Source organism: Polaromonas sp. CT11-55 (genome assembly GCF_047303325.1).
Classification (GTDB): domain Bacteria; phylum Pseudomonadota; class Gammaproteobacteria; order Burkholderiales; family Burkholderiaceae_C; genus Polaromonas.
In genome coordinates this window covers 290226-310902 of record NZ_JBKBEX010000002.1, presented here as the reverse complement: position 1 = coordinate 310902, position 20677 = coordinate 290226, and the positions used below count along the sequence as shown (strand labels likewise).

Sequence of the window (20677 nt, the reverse complement as noted above, 5' to 3'; positions counted from 1 at the left end):
CGGCTCGAGCGATAGTAACCTATGGATACACCTTTGTGACTACATCCGGGCCGGCCGCCGCCTCGCCAGGCAGGCGGGCGCGCAGTACCATGGCTGGCCGCGCCGCGAGGCAGCATCGCACCAACCACCATGGAAATCGAACTCAAGCTCAGGCTGCCCCCTGACGCGCTGGCCGCGCTGCGCGCCGACCCGCTGTGGGCCGGTACCGATAGCCATGCCACGCACAAGCAGCTGGACAACATCTACTTTGACACGCCGCAGCGCGCGCTGGCCCAGGCCGGCATAGGCCTGCGCCTGCGCAGCGACGGCAAGCACTGGCTGCAGACCGCCAAGGGCGGCGGCAGCAGCCGCGCCGGCCTGCACCAGCGCGAGGAAATCGAGTTCGCGGTCGCCGGCCCGGTGCTCGAATGGGGGCCGCTGGCGGGCACGGCTTTTGCGCCCGTGCTGGAGCCCCTCAAAGACCAGTTGCAGCCGCAGTTCCAGACCCGCTTCAAGCGCGAGATACGCCGCATCACCGGCCCCGCGGGCGGCGCCATTGAAGTCGCTATCGACCAGGGCGAGATCCTGGCCCGGGAGCGCCGCGAGCCGCTGTGCGAGCTGGAACTGGAACTGCTGGACGGCCCAGTGGACGAGCTCTTCGCGCTGGCCCTGCTGCTGGTGGAACGCCACCCGCTGGTGCTGGACAGCCGCAGCAAGGCCGAGCGCGGCGACCGCCTGGCCCAAGGCAGGCCGCCGGCACCGCCCACCAAGGCGGTAGCGGCGGATGTGCCGCTGGGCGGGGACGCACGCACCGTCGCGCGCGCGGCGGTGGAAGCCGCCCTGGCCCACTGGCAGGCCAATGAAGCCGGCTTTCTCGCCCAGCCCCAGGGCGGGCACTATGACAGCGAATACCTGCACCAGCTGCGCGTCGCGGTGCGGCGGCTGCGGGTGGCTTGCGGCCCGCTGGCTGGCGCGGCCCAATGGCGGCAGGAAACGTTGGCGCCCTTGCAGGACAGCCTGCGCGCCCTGGGCCAGCGCCTGGGCGCGGCGCGCGACTGGGATGTCTTTATGGAAGAAACCTGGCCGCCGCTGGCGGAGAGCCTGCACGACGCCGCCCTGCGCCAGAAGCTGCAGGAAGCCGCCGCCCTGCAGCAAGCCACGGCCCGCCTGCGGGCCCAGGCCGCCCTCGAGGAACGCGATACCCAGCGCCTGCTGCTGCAGCTGGGCCGCTGCCTTGCCCAGCCAGACGACGATGGCCCGGCCCTGCCCTTTGACGCGCTCACGGCACGGCTGGCAAAACTCGCCCACAGGCTGCGGCAGGCCCTGCCCAGGCTGGAACAGCTAAGCCCCACGCGCCTGCATCGCCTGCGCATCACCGCCAAAAAGCTGCGCTACCTCACCGAGTTCATCGCCGCCCGCTACGAGCCGCAGGCCACCGAAGCCTGGCTGGACTGGCTCAAGAAAGCGCAAACTGTTTTTGGCCTGCACAACGACCGCGTGACGGCGCGGGCGCACATCGAAACCCTGTGCGCCGGCATGGAGCAGCCCGGCAAGTTGCAGCACAGCCTGCAGGCGGCGCTGCGGGAGCGGGCGCAGCCTGAGCTTGAGTTGCCGGACTTGCCTGAGCCCTACTGGCGCGCTTGAATGAACGCCAAAACCGGGGTGTAAAATCGCCGCGAGCCCGCTCACGGCGCGGCTCCAGCGCTTAAGTGGTTCGTCAGCAGCCACCCAAACGCGGGTGTAGTTCAATGGTAGAACGGCAGCTTCCCAAGCTTCATACGAGGGTTCGATTCCCTTCACCCGCTCCATATCTCTGTCATTGATTGATTTCTTTCAAGAATGGCGACCGCGCTGGCCGCCGTTGCGGGTCCATTCGACGAGCCTGTTAGACAGGATCGCTCACTTCATCGATCGATTTGACTTTCAGATCACCGTCAGATCTGCCAGTCATGTACGCAGACAAACAATCTGAGAACTCGTCGAGGAGCGCCAACCCTTTCGGGTCGTGGTCGTTCTCGGCGGCAAGTGTGAGTCGCGAACCGTCCCAGGCGCATGTAAGGTTCGCGTGCCATTTGCGATGTTCCGCAAACTCCTTCGCGATGTCGATGGCAACCTCCGAGCCAGCATCCTTCGGAACACCATCGCATACGAGAACGGCTCGATAGATCATGTTTAACGTTCGCCGTAACCGGCGCGCGCAAGCCGCGCGGAGCGTGGCTTTTGCGCGTCCGTGTTGATGGCGTTGTTAGATGTTCTTTGATTCACTGAGCAAGAACTCGCTGATCTGGCGTCTCAAGTCCAAGTCGTCCAGGCCCTTCGCATTTGTATTTGCTTCCAAAGCGTACTTCAGTGCCTGCTTCGTGTCACCGATATCTTTGAAGCGCTCCGCGAGCGCAATTTGTATTGATGCTTGGTATCCCACGGCATTCGAGCGATTCGCCAAATCCAGCGCCTTCTCGTACAGCGCCACCGCGACTCCATTGTCATTGGTGAAGTCCGCGAGTGTTTCCCATAAAAAAGGATGATCTCTACCGGATTTCGATTCTTCTTCACAGTAGAGGCGAAGTTCGTCGTAGAAGCGCCAATAGCTCTTCAGGTCCTCCGATTTCGACGCATTCATTAGTTGCGTTGAGAGCTCGAAGACGTGGCTATACATGTCTTCTGGAATCTTCATGACATCTAACGTGGAGTTGAGGGGGGCTGCGCGGCTGTTTGCGCAGCTCCCCTCGAACGCAGGGTTAGGGGTGCAGTTTCTACGAAGTGCCGTGCGCCGGCGCCGACTTTCGAAGCGGTACAGTTGCCTAATGGGTGCTTTAACTCGAGAGGGACAACAGTACGGAGCTTTGCCTCCCAAGATTGCGCACCCAAGTCATTTCCTCTCTGGATGATATTCATACCGTTCATAGCGGTTTTCATAGAACTCCTCCGGAGACTCAGACGACTCAAAGAGTTGGCTAAACAATTCGTAGCCGTCAATAAGATCTCGATCATCTTGCCGATATGCGTATTGATCTGGGCCAACTGTAAAGTCGTTGTCAGTGGCATATTGTTCGGCTTCTTTGAGCCCCTTTTTGTGTGCCTCATCTTCCGTTGCTGCCTGGAAGCAAACGACCCTTTCTTCGAATACGTTCTTACCGTCGGATTTGACTCCGAAATGATACAGATTGCGAATTGCGAACCAAGGCATAAGCACCCCTAACGTCTGAGGTAAGCGGCGACTGGCGCGCCTGCGAGCATCGCGAGCGGACGCTGTAAGGCGTCCGTCTTGACTGAATTGTTAGGGCGCGCCAAGTTTAGGACCCGAGTGTTGACCATAAATTCGATGCGATGCCACATTAGTTTCCCCATGAGAGAAACGAAGCGATGCTAGGAAAGTGCGTGGCAAGTACGAACACGACACATGCGACCGCGATGTACACAAGAGCCCGAGAGACAAAGTGCGGTTTTACAGATTCCGCAACAGTCTGCGGAACCTCGCGCCCATACAGGGCAAGAAGGGCAACTACATACGCGCCCACCGCACCCAACGCGACAACTTGATGCTGTCCAATCCAATCGACAAGAATCCATTGCGGAGTACCTGGGCATATTCTGCGAAGACCGCCGCACATAACCACGTCGGATAGTTTTAGAAGAATAAGTGCAGCCAGGAAGAGCAGCGCTATTGCGACGAGGAGTTGACGGAGGATCTGTGCCATCGGACTAGCCCTCTAACGCCGCCGCTCAGCCGACGCCGCAGGCGCTCGGATGGAGCGGCCTGTTATGCGGATGCATTCACGCATGCAAGACAAATTCACCTTGGTAGGTGGGCGTGAGGTTCTATTCATCTTGCCTACGTCGAAGGCCAAACTGGACAGGATAGGACCAAATCGCCCAGTACATACCAAGCAAGAGGCCAGCTCCAGCTGCACCAGGCATCAGGTAAACGGGGAAACCCGGCGCAGCTGTATCACCCACAGAAACCGGTCCGCGCAGCAACCCCGCAAGCCCACCCGCCAAAAATGCGTAACCGGCCGCATGAACGAACTGCATGGGCTGGCGTTGATCCATCAGAGGCCCGCCCCACGACGGGGCCAACCAAGGTTCAACACGTCCTTCGCGGTGGTATTCGCGCATGAACCAGAATCTCGCTCCGAGGACGCCCGCCAGCAAGAAGAAGAAAAGCTGAAAAGGTTCGAGGCGCATCGAAGAGTGTGAATCCCATTCTGCAAATGCAAAGAATGCGACGAACGTTAGCCTAAGGGCAAACCAGTGAATTTTCATGACGCAACCAGTCAGCTTGCATAACGTAAAGATGACCGGACCACCAACACTTGCGGTGAAGCCGCCTTCTTCTGTTGTGGGTCCGTGTCGATTGACATGTTATGCCTCAGGCCCATGCGGCTAAAGAAGTGCATTCAGCTGTTCCCGAAGTGCCTTAAGTTCAGCAAGCGCCTCGACAAGAGATTTTGTCGCAGTTGGTCCACTAACCCCCTCGTATTTTGCGCGGGTGTCGGCGTACGTAGAGAGAAGCGTTTGAAATTCGGCAATGAGAAGTTCAACCCCACCGCGTTTGGGAAGGTCGTGGAGTTGAGCGATCGCCCGCCCAAGAACCAGATCGAGGTGGTTAAGGTATTCAGGACCCAGCAAGACACAAGGTCCGCCCTGCCCTCGGATGGATACGATGGCACCGTCATCGCCCTGTTCGAGCACAGCGAGCTCTTCGTACTGTTTCAACACTTCGCACACCCTCCTGCGGCATAACGTGAAGATGACCGGACCACAACATGCGCGGCGAAGCCGCCTGCAGTCTGTTGTGGGTCCGTGTCGATTGGCAAGTTATGCTTCATTCGCTCTCTCCCTCAACTTGTTCACATCAGAGATGTCGATAGTCTCACAGACTTCTTGCTCAACACGCTTCCGCGGAGGCAGCGCTCTGATCCCCCATGTAATCACTCCCCTGACAATGCGTGCCCGCTTTCCGTCGAAGTCCGCGTCGGCCTCATAAACGATTCCGATGGCTGAGAACCGATAGCGGCATACATACCGAACCGGCGTATTCGAGTCGCTACGCGTGTAGCTTCCGTCAAACTGTGGCATAACGTTTGAGATGAGAGGCGGCGCCCGGCTTGCCGGGTGACGTCCTCTCGATTGAAGGGTTAGGCGTCGCGCTTGGCTTGGCCCGAACATTCGCCTTGACTGACCCGCCCACGAAGCCGCATGTGGGTGTTGCCATAAAAGGCGGCTGTCTCCGCAATGGTTTGGCGACACTAGGCATTTGCGCGAACCATGATTGAAAGGGCAAGGGAGACAAGGAACGCGGCGGATGTGAGAAATGCCGTTAGTGCCCAGTTCTCCTTCACTTTGGCGAGGGGTTGCTCAGGAAGGCTTGCAATGGACAGCAAGACACCAGCCACCGGGTTTGAGGGTGACTCTGTTGGCGTAGAGAGCCTGACGATGAGGGCGAAGATGCCGCAGAGAACGGCTGCTACTGTGGACAGAGGTGCCAGCCATGGCAGGGGCAAAAGGTATACGCTGGCGATGCCTGCAACGGCGGCGATCGCGGCTGAAACAGCGGAACGATTCATTTCTCGACGCCTAACGTTTGACATGAGGGGCTTGCTAGGCGAGTGTAGCCTGCCGGAGCAAGTCCCTCGATTGATGGGATGGACTCCCCCTGTTTTTTGCGCAATATTCGCGCTCTGGTCTTCATTGGCGTGGCGATCAGGTTTTTAACAAAAGGAGTCCGACATGAATGCTACTACCGTTGCCGTCGATCTTGCAAAGTCTGTGTTTCAGCTGGCCGTAGCCGATTCGTCCTGGCGTGTCATTGAAACCCACCGCCTCACGCGTACCCAGTTCGAGCGTTGGTTTGCCAATCGGAAAGTCTCTTTGGTCATCATGGAAGCCTGCGGCTCGGCCCATCACTGGGCACGCTGGCTCAACGGCCTGGGCATCGAGGTCAAGTTGCTGCCTGCCCAGTACGTGCGAGCCTATGTCAAACGCAACAAGACCGATGCCGCAGATGCTGCCGCCCTGCTTGAAGCTGCCCGCGCTTCAGATATTCGCCCGCTGCGCGTCAAATCGGTGGAGCAGCAAGCCCTGCAGGGTCTGCACCGCATCCGCAGTCTGTGGATGGGCACACGTACCTCTCGCATCAATGCTTTGCGCGGGTTCTGCCGGGAGTTTGGCATTGCCATCCCTGCGGGCGCACGTACCGGCATTGAGGCGATCAGTCGGGTGCTGGCTGACCCAGGTACGGCCGTGCCTGATCTGATCCGGGGCACAGCCAGGCTGTTGATTGAGGAGATCCGTCTGCTTGAAGCCCGGATTGCGCAGCTGGAGCGTGAGCTGGCCGCGTTGGCCAAGCTCAGTCCGGCCTGCACCACGCTGCTGAGTATCCCGGGCATTGGCTTGCTGACGGCCACAGCAATGGTTGCGGCCACTTCGGGTGATGTCAGTCACTTCAAGGATGCGCGGCACTTCTCCAGCTGGTTTGGCTTGACGCCCAAGGAGCAGCTCGGGCAACAGCCGTTACCTGGGGCGCATCTCAAAAAAGGGCGATCGCTATCTGCGCATGTTGCTCACCCATGGCGCCAGGAGTGTGCTGCGCGCCTCCAAGGTGGCAGCGGGCGCCGGGCGAGAGGTGTGTGGGGTTCGCCGCTGGGCGCTGGATATGCAAGCCAGAAGCAACCACAACAAGGCGGCCTGCGCGCTGGCCAACAAGCTGGCGCGGATTTGTTATGCCACGCTGCGTGACAAGGAGCCGTTTGGTGAAACCGGGCGGCTTAACAAGAAGATCAACAGGGAGAGCTTTGTGATGCCGGCCTGATGACCAGGCATCCAGGCACAAGAAAATTGAACGCCCATCCACGCTTGCGACGAGATTGATCGACCATCATGGCCAACCGGGTTCACCCCACACCGATAAACGCCGATAACTCTTCCGGCAGCTTGCCTGCCGCTTGTATCGACTGGCGCTTCGGTGACGCAGATTCCATGTCGGCACGGGACACATACGATCCCACCTCAGATGCCGGATATACGACTGCAGGCGCTTTCCACGCAGCCACACTATCGGTCAGTTTCTTGCCTTTGTGGGGGAGTCCATATAGGAAGGGTTAGGCATCTGGCACCGCCACGCTGCTGAGTGGCGTGAGGCTGGCAAATGACGGAACCTCCATGGTGAAGAGAGCCGGCGACAAGTGAAGGCCTGCTAGTGCAGCGAGACACCGCGATCGATCCGAGGCGGATACCTTCGCGAAGTAGTGATCCTCGCGGTACTGGCTCGTTGCTTGAAGGGAGTGGTAGTGCTTGAAGCCAAAACGGCCATAGAAGGTTTCTGAGCCCCTGGTGGTCGTCAGCATTACAAGACTGGCGGGTTTTGCGGTCTTGAGCAGCGACAGGCGAGACAGTAGGAGCGCAGTACCGTAGCCCCGCCGATGATGCGAAGGGTGAACCATGCCGAACGAGAGGCCGGCAACGTGATTGCCTTCGTGTTCTTGCTCGGAGATGCCCCCTAGCGCGTGCACAGAACCGCCCGCCTCGGCGACAACAATTAGTGCTCGCCGATTCCGCAACCAATCGGAAAAGCGCGGGAAATAGCCGTTCGGGAAGTGCGATGACTCGTTCAGTCGATAGATTTCCTCGCATGCCTCCACATCGGAGTCTCTCAATGGGCGGACCTCGCAACGAGGCAGGGGTCTAGCGATCGGCGCCATGCGAAACTGACCCTTGGGAGTGAAGAAGGCTCTAACTCGCTGTAGCACTTTGGCCTCTCTCGTGACGCCTAACGTAATTTAGACCGCAAAACCTGCGGCTTAACTTGGCGGCTGAGGTTTAACTTGGTCATAAAAATCGTCCGAAAGCCTCTTGTTTATGGGTTTTCGGTAAATTTTCTGTATTTTCATACAGGTATAAATACTTCCATGAAACCCGGCAACCCACCGCTGCAATCGACCCGCTTGCTCGACCAGGTCAGGGAGCGGATTCGCTGTCTTCACTATAGCTTCAGCACCGAGAAGCTCTATGTGTACTGGGTGCGTTTTTTCATCCGATGGCATGGTTTGAAGCATCCGCGCGACATGGGGCGAAGGAGGTTGAGGACTTTCTGACTATGTTGGCCACGGAACGCAAGGTTTCAGCATCCACACACAACCAGGCCCTGAGCGCGTTGCTGTTCTTATACCGGGAAGTGCTTGGCGTCGATCTGCCCTGGCTCGACAACATCAACCGACCAACCCGCGCAGTGGCATAGAGCGCCGTCATCATCTGTATGAAGAGCGATTGCAGCGCAGCCTGAAGCAGGCGGTCTAGCTTGCCGGCATCGTCAGGCCGGTATCGGTGCACACGCTGCGCCACAGCTTCGCCACCCATCTCCTGCAGGCGGGAACCGACATCCGCACGGTGCAGGAACTGTTGGGCCACTCTGATGTGAGCACCACCATGATTTACACGCATGTGCTGAAGGTTGAGGCCGGGCAGACAATGAGTCCGCTGGATTCGATGACTGGTGAGCAAGGAATGTCTGCTTTGCGGTGAGGCAGTCATCTATGACGAACCGCCGCGCCGCTTCAACCATCTCATTAAGCCGCCGACCACAGGCAACTTCTCGTACAGCTCTTCAGCCGCATCCCAATAGTCCCGGTGCAGCGTGATGCGGCCTTCGCCATCCAGCACCAGGTGCGAGCCACCCAGGATGCACTGGGCCTTTCCCCGCTGGAAACGCTTGAAGGCAAAGTGGAACTCCCAGGTCAGGAAGCATTGCTCGCCTTGCACGATACGCTCGGTGATGACGAAGCGTGGGCTCTCCAGGCTCTCATACATATGCCGAAAAATTCGCTGGATTTCGGCCAGGCCCTGCACGTCGTTGAAGGGGTCCTTGAAGCGCGCATCGGGCGCGTAGAGGGCGCCCAGTGTTTCCACGCCCGCGGGCGTGAGGGTCTGGAAGGCGTCAACGATGCGATCCACAGCGGAGTCGGCGGGGTTCATGGAATTTCTAGGCCTGTCTGAGTCGGCGTGTCGCCGCGAAAAACAAAGGGTAAGGCAAAAGCCGCAGGGCCTTCATCCAGCGGGTAAAGCGTTTGGGGAAGTGGATTTCAAACTCTCCGCGTGCCCAGCCGTTCAGGATTTCGCGTGCAGCCTCTTCGGGCGTGATCAAGGCGGGCATTTTGAACTGGTTCTGTTGCGTTAGCGGCGTGTTCACAAAGCCGGGGTTGATGATGGACACGCCCACACCCTGTGCATGCAGGTCCAGGTACAGAGTCTCGGCCAGGTTGATGAGCGCGGCCTTGGTGGGGCCGTAGGCCAGGCTGTTGGGCAGGCCCCGATAGCCGGCCACGCTGCCCATCAGGCTGATGTGGCCGCGCTGACCGGTGCGCTCGCCCAGCGGCTGCGCCAGCAGTTGCGGCACCACGGCATCCAGCATGTAGAGCGCGCCCAGGTAATTCACTTCGTTGTGGCGCAGCAGGTCGCCCAGGTCCATGTGGGCGGCGTCCATGGCGTGGTAGTGGCCCGCGCAGTACACGACACAATCCAGCGCATCCCGCTCGGCCAGGCTCGAGGCCGCTGCCTTGACCGCGCGCGTGTCGGTGACGTCCAGCGGCAGGGCCAGCGCGCCGGGATGGGCTTCGACAAAGGCGTTAAGGGCTTGCGCGCCGCGGGCCGAAACCACCACTTTGGCGCCCTGGGCGTGCAGCGCCGATGCGGTGGCCCGGCCTATGCCGGTGGACGCGCCCACCAGCCAGACCGTGCGGCCGTGCCAGTCTTCCATGCGAGAGTTGAGGGCCATGGCGTTTTACCGCTTGATAAAGGAGAGTGTCACTTCACCCAGCCCCACACCCCACTTGCGCATGGCGGCTTTGTTGAGCATGACTTTGTCGTTCATGAGGTACATCCAGTCGTCAAACTGCACGTTGATGACCCGGCCGTCCACCGGCAAGGCAAGGGTGTAGGCCCAATTGAAGGCGTTGCCGCTTTGCCGGCCCTCGGCCGCGCCCACCACGTCGTCCGCCTGGCCGCTGTAGCGGCCGTCGGCGTGGCGCGTCAGGCGCCAGATGCGCCGCTGGGTCGTGCCGTCGGAATAGCTGAAGGCTTCGTCCAGCACACCGGCATCGCCCTTCCAGGTGCAGGTCATCACCACGGTAAAGCGCTTGACCACCTTGCCCGAGCGGTCGGTGAAGATGCCGTAGGCGTCGAGCGTCCCGTTGAAGTAGTCGCGCAGTTCCAGCACCGGAGTCTCTTTGGCGTAGTCCTGGACTTGCGGCGTGCTGCATGCGCCCAGCAAGGCCGCCGAAACCACGGCGGCGAGAAGAAGTGAGCGGCCGAAGAAAGTGCGTTGTGTCATGGTGTGTGCGGCTGGGCCGTCGGTGGGATGATGAAAAAATGGAGCGCGCCGGCCGCCAGGGCCTTGAGCGCGCAGGGCAGGAGGCAGTAGGCGGCGGTGAGCAAGGCGGACGCATTGGCATCCCGCACGCCGGGCACATAACCGAGCCAGCCCAGCAAAGGCAGGGCCAGGCCGGCGGCCAGCGCCAGGTTCAGTTTGGTGGCGAAGTTCCACCAGCCGAAGTAAGCCCCTTCGGCGCGGCCGCGGTCACCGGCCCTGGCGATGACGCCGGCCAGAAGCGCGCCGGGAAGGACCAGGTCGCTCCCCAGGGCCGCGCCGGACAGGGCGCAGACCAGCAAAAACCACGGCGCATCCCCCGCGCCCAGCCGGCTCGCGCCCAGAAAAACGGCAATGGACAGCAGCATGCCGAAGCGCCAGCTGTGCACCAGCCCCCAGCGCTTGACCCCGCGCAGCCACAGCGGCATGGACAGCGCGCCGCATACAAAGTACACCGCCAGCGCGGCGGACTGCATGGCCCCGCTGGCCTGCAGGCGGTCCTGCAGAAAAAACAGCACCAGCGTCGCCGGGATGGCGCTGGCAATGCCGTTGAGCAGGTAGACGCCCAGGAGCCGGCGAAAGCCGGGGTTGCGCCACGGGTGCCAGAGCGTGTGGGGTGCCGCGGTCATAGTCGCATGGCGATACCGCGCTGGCTGAGGCGCTGCGCGCCAGGCCCACCAGCCCCCAGCCAGGCCGAAGAACAGCAGAGCCAGCATGGCGGGCACGCCCAGGAGCACGGGAGTGACCGTCGCGAGCAGCACCCCGGCCAGGCCCAGCCCTTCGCGCCAGGCCACCACGCGGCTGCGGTAGAGCGCGTCACCGCCGAGCATGGCGCCCCAGGACTGATGCGCGACCGACAAGGCACTGTAGGCCGCATAGGTCACCACCAGCCAGAACCCTGCCCACCAAAGCAAGACCCCGGGTTCATTCACCAGCGGCACAAACAAAAAAGAAAATCCCACGGCCAGCACGGCGGCCGCCACCGCGCCCATCGCCAGCACCGCGCGCAGCGAGGCGGCATACAAGCGATCGCATAAACGGCCCAGCAGCGGATCAATGACCGCATCGAGCAGGCGTGCTCCCAACAGCACAGCGCCCAAAGCCGCCAGCGACACACCCCAATGGCGCGCATACAGATTGGGCATCAAGACATAAAGGGGCAGAGCGCAAAACGCCAGGGGCAAACCCAGCAGGCCGTAGCGCAGACCGTCACTCACGCTCCAGGCGTGGGGTGTCGTTTCGGTTTGGACTGCCGTGCGGAGATTCATGGTGCGGCGCCCGCCGGGGCCTGTGATTTTTCCTGCGCCAGCAGCGCGCGGCGCAACTGCGGCTCGGAGGTTTGCGGTGACAGCCAGATGCCGAAGAAGAGTTTGGCAAACAGCGGGTCGCGCACTTCACCGAGCAGGCGGCCATTGCTCCAGAACACCGCGCCCGTGGCGGGCTGGTGCACCCCGGTGATGCGGTCGCCGGCGCTGACATCGGGGAACAGCGCACGCATCTGGTTCTCCCAGGCCGTTTCCTGCGCCGGGGTCATGGGGGTGATGCTCGCCTGGCGGCGCATCTCCGCAATGGATCGCCTGGCAATGTCCGCCCCCTTGAAGTCACGCAGGTAAGCCAGCTCCAGCGCAAACGGGCTTTGCTCATAGGCCGACCCGGCAAACCCGGGGGCGACCCAGAGGGTGGCCTGGTAGACCTCAAAGCCCCAGAATCTGAACCTGGCCTGCCCGGACAGGCTGGCCGTGGGCAGGCTGGGGCGCAGTTCCAGCGGCAAGGCCTGGGCCTGGGCGGACATGCCAGGCAGGCAGCCGGCCACAGCCAATACCGCGCAGGCAGCCGCGTTTTTCATGCCTGTCATGGCGGGGGCGAAAGCGCGGCGGGCTTGCGCAAGGTGAACTGCATCAGGTTGATGTCGCCGGCGTCAAAGGCGGCCTCGCAGTAGGCCAGGTAAAACGCCCAGATGCGCATGAAGCGCTCGTCAAAGCCGAGTGCCGCCACCTCGGCCCCGCGCGCCGTGAAGGCATCGCGCCAGCGGCGCAGCGTTTCGGCGTAGTCCGCGCCGAACGCGAATTCATCCACCACCTCCAGCCCCGCGGCCTGGGCCTGGCGGCGGAACTCCCGAGGGCAAGGCAGGCAGCCGCCGGGAAAGATGTACTGCTGGATGAAGTCGGTCGACTTCACATAGCGGTCAAACAGCGCGTCGTTGATGACGATGCTTTGCACGCAGGCCCGCGCGCCGGGTTTGAGCAGGCGGCTCACCGCGGCAAAGTACGTGGGCCAATAGGCTTGCCCCACGGCCTCCACCATCTCGATGGAGCAGATCGCGTCAAACGGCGCGTCCGGGATGTCGCGGTAGTCCTGCAGGCGCAGGTCGACGCGCCCGCCCGCGCCGGTGCTCACGCCCAGGCGCCGCATGCGCTCGTCGGCATACGCCAGCTGCTCCGTACTCAGCGTCACGCCCACCACAGTCGCACCCCGTTCAACGGCGGCTTGCTCGGCCAGCGCGCCCCAGCCGCAGCCGATTTCCAGCACACGGTCGCCGGGCTTTACACCGGCCATTTGCAATGCGCGGCGCACCTTGGCGTCTTGCGCCTGCGGCAAGGGGCGGGACAGGTCGCCCTCAAACCAGGCGCCGGAGTAGTTCATGGTCTCGTCCAGCCACAGGCGGTAAAACGCGTTGCCCAGGTCGTAGTGGGCATGGATGTTCTTGCGGCTGTTGGCACGGCTGTTGTGATGCAGCAGGTGCCGGGCGCGGTACAGCAGCCGCCCGAACCATGTGCCGAAAATCATGGCATCGATCTCCCGGCGATTGGCGGAGAACAGCTTGAGCAACTCGGTCAGGTCGGGCGTACTCCAGTCCCCGGCGATGTAGCTCTCGGCAAAACCGATGTCGCCGGACTTGAGCGCGGCGCCGAACACGTTCCAGTTGTGCAGCGTGATACTGGCACTGGGGTGCCCGGGCATGTGCACGTCATGCTGCTGCGGGTGCTCGCCAAAGCGGCGCTGCGAGCCGTCGGGCAGGTGCAGGGTCAGCGCGCCGTGGCGCAGGTTTTGCAGCAGGCGCAGCGCGCTTCGGGCGGCGGCCGGCGCATTCTCTGGAAACGCAAGGCCTTGGGCGGTGCGGGTAACAGCGTTCATGTCGGACTCCTCAATGGGGCATATCTCCCGCGCTGGCCATCTAGCGCGAGACAAAGGTTTGCGGCGGCGCGGGTTTTCGAAAGAAAGGCACTTTTTTCAGCCACAGGCGCAGCGCCTGGACATGGATGTGCAGCACCACACCCAGGGTCATCGCGGGATAGCGCCACACGGCGCTGCGCAGGACGGCTGGCGTGATGGGTTGCAGCGTGCCGCTCACACTGGTTTGCAGCACGGCGGCGTCGGCGAAAACGTCGTCGGCATCGTCGTAAAAATCCACGCGGGCCACCGTGCGCGCCTGTTCGCCTTGTTTGCCTTGTTCGCTGCGCATAAAGCGAAAGCGGTAGTGGCCCTGCACGGGGTTGAAGGGCGAGACATGAAACACCTTGTCCGCACGCTGCTCCACGCCATAGCGCGGGGCGTCCAGCACATAGCAGTGCCGCTCGCCAAAGGTGTTGTTGACTTCCACCACGATGGCGCGCAGGCTGCCGCCTTGGTCGCCCGCCGCGCGGTGGCAATACCAGAAGCTCACCGGCTTGAAGGTGTAGCCCAGCACACGCGGATAAGTGTGCAGCCAGGCCTCGCCGGTCGCATCATGAATGCCCTCGCGCTTGAGCACTTCGTCCAGCCACGCGATGGCGCCGCCCTGCTCCGGCGCGCGCCCGTCGCCGTGGTCGGTCTCAAAAAAGCTCAGCGGACCCCCGCGGTTGATGTCCCACTGGCCGGGCTGGGGCGCCTGCTTTTGCAGGCTGCGCAGCGGCAGCATCAGGAAATAGGTGGGGTAAACAAATGCGTGGCGCCGCGGGCGCAAGCGGCTATGGCGCACCTGGCCAAAACCGATGAGCGGCACGGGCTGGCTCATGCGTCCGCCAACAGCTGCGCCGCGGCAGCCAGCCCGGCTTTGAGGCCGTCTTCATGGAAGCCGTAACCCATCCATGCGCCCGCAAAATAGCGATGGTTTTTGCCCTGCAATGCCGGCATGCAGTGCTGTGCAGCCACGGCGACCGGATCAAACACCGGATGGGCATAGTCGTACTCGCCGATGATGCGGTCTTGCGCGATGGGGCGCACCGGGTTTAGGGACACGATCACCGGCTGCTCCCAAGGCAGGGGCTGCAAGCGGTTAAGCAGGTAGTGCAGGCACACGCGCGCACCCTCCTGCCCCGGCGCCGCCGCGCGCTCATAGTTCCACGCCGCCCAGGCCGCCCTGCACGCCGGCAAGACGGAGGCATCCGTATGCAGCACAGCCTTGTTGGCCTGGTAGTGGATGGCGCCCAGGGTTTCACGCTCCCGCGCCGTTGGCGCGGCCAGCATGTTCAGGGCCTGGTCGGAATGGGTGGCGATGATGACCTTGTCAAACACCTCAGCGCCCGCGTCGGTGTGGATGCGCACGCCGCCTTTGCCGTCCGGCGCGCTGCCGACGTGCTCAACAAGGCGCACCGGTGTATTCAAACGCTTGTCCGCGATGCCCGCGGTGATTTTTTCGACATAGTGCCTGGCGCCGCCCTGCACGGTCCACCACTGCGGACGGTTGGTGATTTGCAGCAGGCCGTGGTTGTGGCAAAAGCGCACCATGGTCGAAACCGGGAACTGCAGCATCTGCGCGGTGGGGCAACTCCAGATGCAGGCCATCATGGGCAGGAAATACCAGTCGCGAAACGCGGTGCCGAAACCTTGCTCATCCAGAAACGCACCCAGCGGCTGGCGCAGTTGCACGTCGCTTGCGTCTTGAGCCATGCGGGTGGTCAGGGCGTTGAAGCGCAACAGGTCGCGCAGCATGCCCCAAAAGCGCGGGTTCAGCAGGTTGGCGCGTTGCGCAAACACGGTGTTCAGGCTGGAGCCGCTCCACTCCATGGCGCGGCCGTTGGCGAAATCGTGGGTCTGCACCGAAAACGACATCTCGGACTCAACGGTCGCCACATTCAGCTCCGCCAGCAGCCGGATCAGTTGCGGGTAAGTCCGCTCGTTCAGGACAAGAAACCCTGTGTCCACCCCGTGGGTGACCTCGCCGCGCGGCGTAGGGAGTGTCACATCAACGGTGTGGGTGTGCCCGCCAAACCAGGCGCCCGCCTCCAGCAGCGTGACCTCCGCCTTGCCTTGCAAGGCATGGGCGGCCGCCAGGCCTGAGATACCCGAACCCACGATGGCTACTTTGATCGACACCCGTACCCCTTGAATTGTTTGGACCAATTCTATACCAATCAGTATTTATTAATACTATTCAGTATTAATATTTCCTCACAATTCTTTTTTCAAACCAAACTGGCTAAAATCAAGCCATGACGAGCACCCTCCCCCCCAAGGCTTCCTTCAAGGCACAAATGCTGCTGGCGCGCGAAGACGCCATCATCCAGTCGGTAAACCGTTTGCTGGCTGAAAAAGGGTTTGAGTCCATGACGGTGGACGAAGTGGCCGCCGACGTCGGCATTGCCAAAGCCAGCCTCTACAAGCATTTCCCCAGCAAGGAAGACCTGGCGGCGGCGGCCATGGTGTCCGTCATGCGCCGGGCACAGGCTTTTCTGGACACATTGCCCACTGAGCGGTCCGCCGTGGACAAGCTGCGCAGAGTCGTGGCGTGGACCATGGGCCTGAAGCTGGCGGGTGAAATGCCTTCACTGCCCAGCCAGAATTCCAGCCTTCGGACCGCGCTGATGGGCAACAATGACTACATGGACGGGCTCATGGACGTGAGCGATCGCCTCGGCGCCTGGATTGAAGCGGCCCAGGCCCAAGGCGCCCTGAACCCCAAGCTCCCGCCCGTCGTCGTGCTGTACACGCTATACGCCCGCGCCTGCGATCCGGTTCTGGAGTTCCTGAAAATGGGCGAGCTCTACACCAACGATCAGATCATCGCTTTCGTACTTAGCACTTGCTTTGAGGGTCTTGAAACCAGGTAAGGGCGCCGTCACGCGTGCCGGATCGCGAGGTCAGGAAGCGGGTCACTGAAAAGTGTTATGGCCAGCGCTGGCCATCTCTCGATGCCGTTGAAGAGATCTGCAGGCGTCTTGTCGCATACCTGGCGCCCAGGAGGGGCGCATTTACGGGGTCAGCGGAATGAGCGCTCTAACGGCTCTGATTTCGACGAAATTCAACCGCCAGGCTTTCTTGCAGGCCGTCCACCACAGCTTGAAGTCTTCCCAGGTATGGCGCCCTGATGAGTGCGATCTGCATCTGTAAATCCAGGCCGCGCACGCTGATGGCGCGTAACCCGGACCGCTTCAAACTTGTTGCCTTGCGTTTAGGAAGCATTCCGATACCCAGGCCTCTTTCGATAAGCGATGCCTGCAGGGCCATGTCGTGGACCTCTGCCGAGATACGAAATTGCGAGCCATTCTTCTCTACTGCGCTACGCAAAGAGGCGCGCGACCCGCACAGGGTATCTGGTGTGAGAATCCAGCCGAATCTATTTAGCTCGCCAAGGGAGGGCGTTCTTGGCAGAGCCAGGTTGCGCGAGGCAAGAAAGACAAGGTCGTCGCGCGCCAATACCGGGCCGGGCAACATGGCCAAGCTGTCTCTCGCTCCTGCCACCATGACAAGGGCGGCGTCCAGCTCACCTTTGTCCACTTTTGGAATGAGTTCGTTTGTCCATCCCGCAGTCAATCGCAGGTTCAAGTCCGGAAAATTTTGCTTCAGATATTGAAGGCTGCTCACCACGCCGGATTCCGCCAGGGCATGCGCTATTCCAACTCTGAAATCCCCGGCTGGCGTTGCATCAACAGCGGCAGCGTTCTTCAGTTCCTCAAACGCGGCAAGAACCTTTCTGGCGTGCCCCAATACCGCCAGGCCAGTGGCGGTCAACCGCGCCGGCTTTGCGCGACGATCCAGCAGCGTGGTGCCGAGTACTTCCTCCAGACGTTGCAATTGCCGCGTGACAGCTGGCTGCGTCAATGGAATGCGACTTGCGACCGCTTGAATTGAGCCTGTCTCAGCAAGAAGAACAAAGGCTTTTAACTCGGTAAGCATCATGCACCTTTGGAATAAAAATTATCAAAATAATAAATTTGATTAATGTCAATCACTGAAGGATAGTGCATCGCCTGGACAAAACCAACAGGAGAAAGCATGAAATCCATAGTGATCGAAAAGAATGGCTTTGACGGACTGAAGTTGATCAGCCAGGAAGCTCCCCTGCCAGGGCCTCGGCAAGTTCTTTTGCGTGTCAGGGCGGTCGGGCTGAATTACCGCGACGTTGAAATAGTGCTCGGCTCCTATCACACACCCTTCAAGTTTCCGCTCGTGCCGATGTCGGACTGCTTAGGGGAAGTGATCGAGGTAGGGAAGGACGTCACGCGCGTGAAAAAGGGCGACCGGGCCGTTGTGGCATTTTGGGAAAGGTGGCACGACGGTTCCTTTGATGCGAGTGTCGCGGGAGCGCCGCTGGGCGGCCCCTCAGACGGTGTTTTGAGCGAGCAGTTTCTGACAAGCGAAGACAGGCTTGTGGTCGTGCCACCGGAAATTAGCGACATCGAGGCGGCGAGCCTTCCTTGCGCTGCATCCACGGCGTGGAATGCCCTTGTCACTTCTGGAAGCGTAAAGCCGGGTGAGGTGGTACTGGTGCAGGGAACCGGCGGGGTGTCCTTGTTTGCAATGCAATTCGCCGCGATGGCGGGTGCTCAGGTTGTGATTACTTCCGGCAGCGATGAGAAGTTGGAGAAACTGACCACGCCGGGCATATTGGGGAAAGTAAATTACAAGAGATATCCCAACTGGTCAGTTGAGGTTCTCAAACTGACGAACGGCCGGGGTGTCGATCACGTTCTCGAGGTCGGCGGCCCCCAAAGCTTCGAACATTCGCTGAAATCGATTCGCCCAGGAGGCCAAATTAACGTGATCGGCTATCTGGGCGGCGTTGACGGGGGGATCAATCCCCTGGATATTTTCCGCAAGCAGGCGACCGTTCGAGGAATTCCGGTCGGTTCACGCCGAATGCTGCAAGAACTGGTCCAAGCGATGGCATCGACGAAGACAAAACCGATGATTGATTCCGTCACCCACTGGACAAATGCCGCGCAGGCGCTTCAGCGCCTTCATTCGGGAAAACACTTTGGCAAAGTCATGTTGTCTTTCTGAGTCATTTCGTTCAGGCAAACCAATTTGCGACCTTGCCACCAGAATTTATCCCGATTGTTCTAAAAATCGGAGGCAGTGGGTCGGCGACTTAGGGCCTGTTACCGCATCACGATGATGGCGATGCCGAGCAATGTCAAGGCGCTGCCGGCCAGCGTGATCGCCGTGATCCCGTCCTGGTTCTTGAACAGCAGGAGGCTGAGCGGAAACACCAGGACGGGCGTGCACAGCGTCACCAGCGTGGCGACGGACAGCGGTATGTAGCGCATGGCGCCTATCACGCAGATTTGTGCGGAAATTGTTGAGACGCCTATCAGCGCAAAAAGCGACACACCGCCGCGGTCGGCCGTGCGCAGGCGTTGCAAGATCTCGCGCTTGCCGGCGCTGAACAGCAGGTGCAGCGCCAGGCCGCTCAGCGCCCCGACCAGCGCGCCCAGCACGGGTTCGTTCCAGCCGCGCACGGCAGAGCCCCTGAGCACATTGCCGATGGCATAGGCCATGGAGCTGCCCACGCCCAGCAGGAACACCGACTGCATCACATGCCGCAGGGTCCGCTGCATCACGCTGGACTTGAGGGCCGCGGGCGCGGGGCCGCCGTCGGGCGGTATCACGGCCACCGCATTGCGGCGCGAGAAGAAGCCGGGCTTGTAGCTCACCAGCATCAGGCCGGCGATGGTCATCAGCATGCCCAGCGCCGCCAGCACACCCAGGCGCTCGCCCAGCAGCAGCCAGGCCATCAGGGCGGTGAACAGCGGGCTGCTGATCTGGAAAATGCTGGCCTTGGCCGGGCCGAAGCGCACGACGGACTCGTAAAAGAAGAAACGCCCCAGGTAGGTGGCAAAGGCGCCCGCCGCGGCAAACAGCCAGAAGGCCTGCGCGTTCCACAGCAGCGCGTCACCGCGCAGGCCCATCTGCACCGAGAAGGCCAGGGCGGAAAAAACGACGTTTGCGGTGGTGGCGACCAGAAAGCCCAGGCCGAGGTCCAGCCTGTGGGAGGCCAGCTTGGTGAGCAGGATGGACGCGGTGAAAAGCAGCAAGGCGGCGCCGGCCAGAATGTAGCCCAGGTAGGTATCAGACATCCGGCCTCATCTTGTGGTCTTGTTGTCTTATGCGGAGAAGCGCGCGCCTTGCAGCCACTCCTAGATCTTGAAGGCCTCCAGCGACTCGGGCGCGAACAGCTCTTCGGGCTTGAGGAGCCGCCTGGACAAACCCTGCTCGAATGAGTAGCGCAAAAAGGTCTGCAACGTGGCCTGGTTTTTCTCGAAGCCGTAGGGCCAGAAGTCTTCGCCCATCTCGCGCCTGACCTGCTCGACGTGCGAGGTCAGCCAAGGCAGCATGGCCTTGAGGGCCGCGGTTTCATAAAGGTCTTCATAGGTGCGGCGCTGCGACTCTTCGAGCGCCTTCATCATGGAGCGCGCCACCCAGCGGTTGGCCTCGTAGACCTCGCGGCGTATCGCCACCGTGTGCATGATGGGGAAGATGCCCGTCTCTTTGAAGTAGTTGCGCTCGACCTGTTCGTAGTCCTCGAACAGGCGCAGCACCTTGCCGCCGCCCTTGAGAAAGCTCGAAGGCATGCGCGCGGTGTAGAGCGCGTCGATCTCGCCGTCAAGCAGCATCTGCGCCAGGGTCTGGTCGGGGCCTATGCGCTCGACCTTGATGTTGGGCGGGAGGTCGAGCTTGATTTTTTCGGAGCGGCCGGGTTCTTCCTCGCCGCCGGTGAAGTAGGTCACGCTGTCCACGGGCACGCCGTAGTGGTCGGACAAAATGCCGCGTATCCACACCGGCGCCGTCATCTGGTACTCGGGGTTGCCGACGCGCTTGCCTATCAGGTCTTTGGCTTCGCGGATGCCGGCATTGGCGTTCACATAAATGCAGGAGTGGCGGAAAAAGCGCGAAGGAAACACCGGGATCGCCACAAAGGGCCGAGGCTCCTTGAACATGGAGACCGTGTACGAGGAGAGCGACATTTCCGCGACGTCGAACTCCTGGTGCCGCAGCATGCGAAAGAAGGTTTCTTCCACCGGCATGTTCAGGTAGTTCAGGTCTATGCCGTCGGGCTGCACGCTCCCGTCCATCAGGGCGCGGGTGCGGTCGTAGTTCCAGCAGCCGAAGCTCAGTTTCAGTTTTGACATGTGGCGG

Annotated in this window: 22 protein-coding genes, 1 tRNA gene and 2 pseudogenes; 7 read left to right on the top strand and 18 right to left on the bottom strand. The window is 61.4% G+C overall.

Annotated features, from left to right (window positions below):
* Positions 1 to 129 precede the first annotated feature (129 nt).
* Together ACEN8I_RS03365 and ACEN8I_RS03360 are read left to right on the top strand one after the other, a co-directional pair.
* A complete protein-coding gene (locus tag ACEN8I_RS03365) occupies positions 130 to 1623 on the top strand; it encodes a CHAD domain-containing protein (RefSeq protein ID WP_413326261.1) in 1494 nt (497 codons plus the stop codon).
* A 90-nt stretch (positions 1624 to 1713) separates the two neighbouring features.
* Positions 1714 to 1787 (top strand) — tRNA-Gly (locus tag ACEN8I_RS03360).
* 77 nt (positions 1788 to 1864) lie between these two features.
* Here ACEN8I_RS03360 and ACEN8I_RS03355 read toward each other — a convergent pair.
* The 6 genes from ACEN8I_RS03355 to ACEN8I_RS03330 all read right to left on the bottom strand — a co-directional run bounded on the left by ACEN8I_RS03355 (position 1865) and on the right by ACEN8I_RS03330 (position 5546).
* Positions 1865 to 2149, bottom strand: coding sequence for a hypothetical protein (locus ACEN8I_RS03355; RefSeq protein ID WP_413326259.1), 285 nt, complete (start codon positions 2147 to 2149; stop codon positions 1865 to 1867).
* Positions 2150 to 2224: 75 nt separating this feature from the next.
* Complete coding sequence (locus ACEN8I_RS03350; RefSeq protein WP_413326257.1) at positions 2225 to 2653, bottom strand: hypothetical protein; 429 nt, start codon at positions 2651 to 2653, stop codon at positions 2225 to 2227.
* A 195-nt stretch (positions 2654 to 2848) separates the two neighbouring features.
* The gene (locus tag ACEN8I_RS03345; protein WP_413326255.1) at positions 2849 to 3166 is read right to left on the bottom strand and encodes a DUF4288 domain-containing protein; all 318 of its coding nucleotides are present in this window, start codon (positions 3164 to 3166) and stop codon (positions 2849 to 2851) included.
* A gap of 632 nt (positions 3167 to 3798) precedes the next feature.
* The gene (locus ACEN8I_RS03340) at positions 3799 to 4242 is read right to left on the bottom strand and encodes a hypothetical protein (RefSeq protein ID WP_413326253.1); all 444 of its coding nucleotides are present in this window, start codon (positions 4240 to 4242) and stop codon (positions 3799 to 3801) included.
* 120 nt (positions 4243 to 4362) lie between these two features.
* Positions 4363 to 4695: a hypothetical protein gene (locus ACEN8I_RS03335; protein ID WP_413326251.1), complete on the bottom strand. Its 333-nt coding sequence runs from the start codon at positions 4693 to 4695 to the stop codon at positions 4363 to 4365.
* A 533-nt stretch (positions 4696 to 5228) separates the two neighbouring features.
* Positions 5229 to 5546 (bottom strand): hypothetical protein, encoded by a 318-nt coding sequence (locus tag ACEN8I_RS03330; protein ID WP_413326249.1) that lies wholly within the window; start codon positions 5544 to 5546, stop codon positions 5229 to 5231.
* Between the two features lie 163 nt (positions 5547 to 5709).
* Between ACEN8I_RS03330 and ACEN8I_RS03325 the strand changes: the two are divergent.
* Positions 5710 to 6790, top strand: a pseudogene (locus ACEN8I_RS03325) (IS110 family transposase).
* Positions 6791 to 7079: 289 nt separating this feature from the next.
* Here the strand turns inward: ACEN8I_RS03325 and ACEN8I_RS03320 are convergent.
* Positions 7080 to 7634, bottom strand: a complete 555-nt coding sequence (locus tag ACEN8I_RS03320) for a GNAT family N-acetyltransferase (protein WP_413326247.1) — start codon at positions 7632 to 7634, stop codon at positions 7080 to 7082.
* Positions 7635 to 7886: 252 nt separating this feature from the next.
* On the opposite strand from ACEN8I_RS03320, the pseudogene ACEN8I_RS03315 reads away from it, so the two are divergent.
* Positions 7887 to 8215, top strand: a pseudogene (locus tag ACEN8I_RS03315) (phage integrase N-terminal SAM-like domain-containing protein).
* An 86-nt stretch (positions 8216 to 8301) separates the two neighbouring features.
* Positions 8302 to 8499: a tyrosine-type recombinase/integrase gene (locus ACEN8I_RS03310; protein ID WP_413326245.1), complete on the top strand. Its 198-nt coding sequence runs from the start codon at positions 8302 to 8304 to the stop codon at positions 8497 to 8499.
* A 9-nt stretch (positions 8500 to 8508) separates the two neighbouring features.
* On the opposite strand, the gene ACEN8I_RS03305 is transcribed toward ACEN8I_RS03310, so the two are convergent.
* Genes ACEN8I_RS03305 through ACEN8I_RS03270 form a run of 8 tightly spaced genes read right to left on the bottom strand, consistent with a single transcriptional unit; the run spans position 8509 to position 15628 of the window.
* The gene (locus ACEN8I_RS03305; RefSeq protein ID WP_413326243.1) at positions 8509 to 8949 is read right to left on the bottom strand and encodes a nuclear transport factor 2 family protein; all 441 of its coding nucleotides are present in this window, start codon (positions 8947 to 8949) and stop codon (positions 8509 to 8511) included.
* Between the two features lie 7 nt (positions 8950 to 8956).
* A complete protein-coding gene (locus ACEN8I_RS03300) occupies positions 8957 to 9748 on the bottom strand; it encodes an SDR family NAD(P)-dependent oxidoreductase (protein ID WP_413326241.1) in 792 nt (263 codons plus the stop codon).
* 6 nt (positions 9749 to 9754) lie between these two features.
* Positions 9755 to 10303, bottom strand: coding sequence for a DUF3833 domain-containing protein (locus tag ACEN8I_RS03295; RefSeq protein WP_413326239.1), 549 nt, complete (start codon positions 10301 to 10303; stop codon positions 9755 to 9757).
* The gene (locus ACEN8I_RS03290) at positions 10300 to 11607 is read right to left on the bottom strand and encodes an MFS transporter (RefSeq protein ID WP_413326236.1); all 1308 of its coding nucleotides are present in this window, start codon (positions 11605 to 11607) and stop codon (positions 10300 to 10302) included. Before ACEN8I_RS03290 ends, ACEN8I_RS03295 begins: the two co-directional genes overlap by 4 nt.
* The gene (locus ACEN8I_RS03285) at positions 11604 to 12185 is read right to left on the bottom strand and encodes a chalcone isomerase family protein (RefSeq protein WP_413326234.1); all 582 of its coding nucleotides are present in this window, start codon (positions 12183 to 12185) and stop codon (positions 11604 to 11606) included. The genes ACEN8I_RS03290 and ACEN8I_RS03285 overlap by 4 nt, the downstream gene beginning before the upstream one ends.
* Before the next feature lie 5 nt (positions 12186 to 12190).
* Entirely contained in the window at positions 12191 to 13474 is a 1284-nt protein-coding gene (locus tag ACEN8I_RS03280; protein WP_413326232.1) for a class I SAM-dependent methyltransferase, read from the bottom strand.
* A 40-nt stretch (positions 13475 to 13514) separates the two neighbouring features.
* Positions 13515 to 14333, bottom strand: coding sequence for a DUF1365 domain-containing protein (locus tag ACEN8I_RS03275; protein ID WP_413326230.1), 819 nt, complete (start codon positions 14331 to 14333; stop codon positions 13515 to 13517).
* Positions 14330 to 15628, bottom strand: coding sequence for an NAD(P)/FAD-dependent oxidoreductase (locus ACEN8I_RS03270; RefSeq protein WP_413326396.1), 1299 nt, complete (start codon positions 15626 to 15628; stop codon positions 14330 to 14332). Before ACEN8I_RS03270 ends, ACEN8I_RS03275 begins: the two co-directional genes overlap by 4 nt.
* Before the next feature lie 122 nt (positions 15629 to 15750).
* On the opposite strand from ACEN8I_RS03270, the gene ACEN8I_RS03265 reads away from it, so the two are divergent.
* Positions 15751 to 16368, top strand: a complete 618-nt coding sequence (locus tag ACEN8I_RS03265) for a TetR/AcrR family transcriptional regulator (protein WP_413326228.1) — start codon at positions 15751 to 15753, stop codon at positions 16366 to 16368.
* A gap of 166 nt (positions 16369 to 16534) precedes the next feature.
* Here ACEN8I_RS03265 and ACEN8I_RS03260 read toward each other — a convergent pair whose 3' ends face one another.
* Positions 16535 to 17437 (bottom strand): LysR family transcriptional regulator, encoded by a 903-nt coding sequence (locus ACEN8I_RS03260; protein WP_413326226.1) that lies wholly within the window; start codon positions 17435 to 17437, stop codon positions 16535 to 16537.
* Positions 17438 to 17533: 96 nt separating this feature from the next.
* On the opposite strand from ACEN8I_RS03260, the gene ACEN8I_RS03255 reads away from it, so the two are divergent.
* A complete protein-coding gene (locus ACEN8I_RS03255) occupies positions 17534 to 18541 on the top strand; it encodes a zinc-dependent alcohol dehydrogenase family protein (protein ID WP_413326224.1) in 1008 nt (335 codons plus the stop codon).
* A 98-nt stretch (positions 18542 to 18639) separates the two neighbouring features.
* Here the strand turns inward: ACEN8I_RS03255 and ACEN8I_RS03250 are convergent, their stop codons facing one another.
* Positions 18640 to 19617, bottom strand: a complete 978-nt coding sequence (locus ACEN8I_RS03250; RefSeq protein WP_413326222.1) for a DMT family transporter — start codon at positions 19615 to 19617, stop codon at positions 18640 to 18642.
* A 60-nt stretch (positions 19618 to 19677) separates the two neighbouring features.
* Positions 19678 to 20670 carry an ABC transporter substrate-binding protein gene (locus ACEN8I_RS03245; protein ID WP_413326219.1) on the bottom strand — a complete coding sequence of 331 codons (993 nt, stop codon included), beginning with the start codon at positions 20668 to 20670 and terminating at the stop codon, positions 19678 to 19680.
* Between the last annotated feature and the right edge of the window lie 7 nt (positions 20671 to 20677).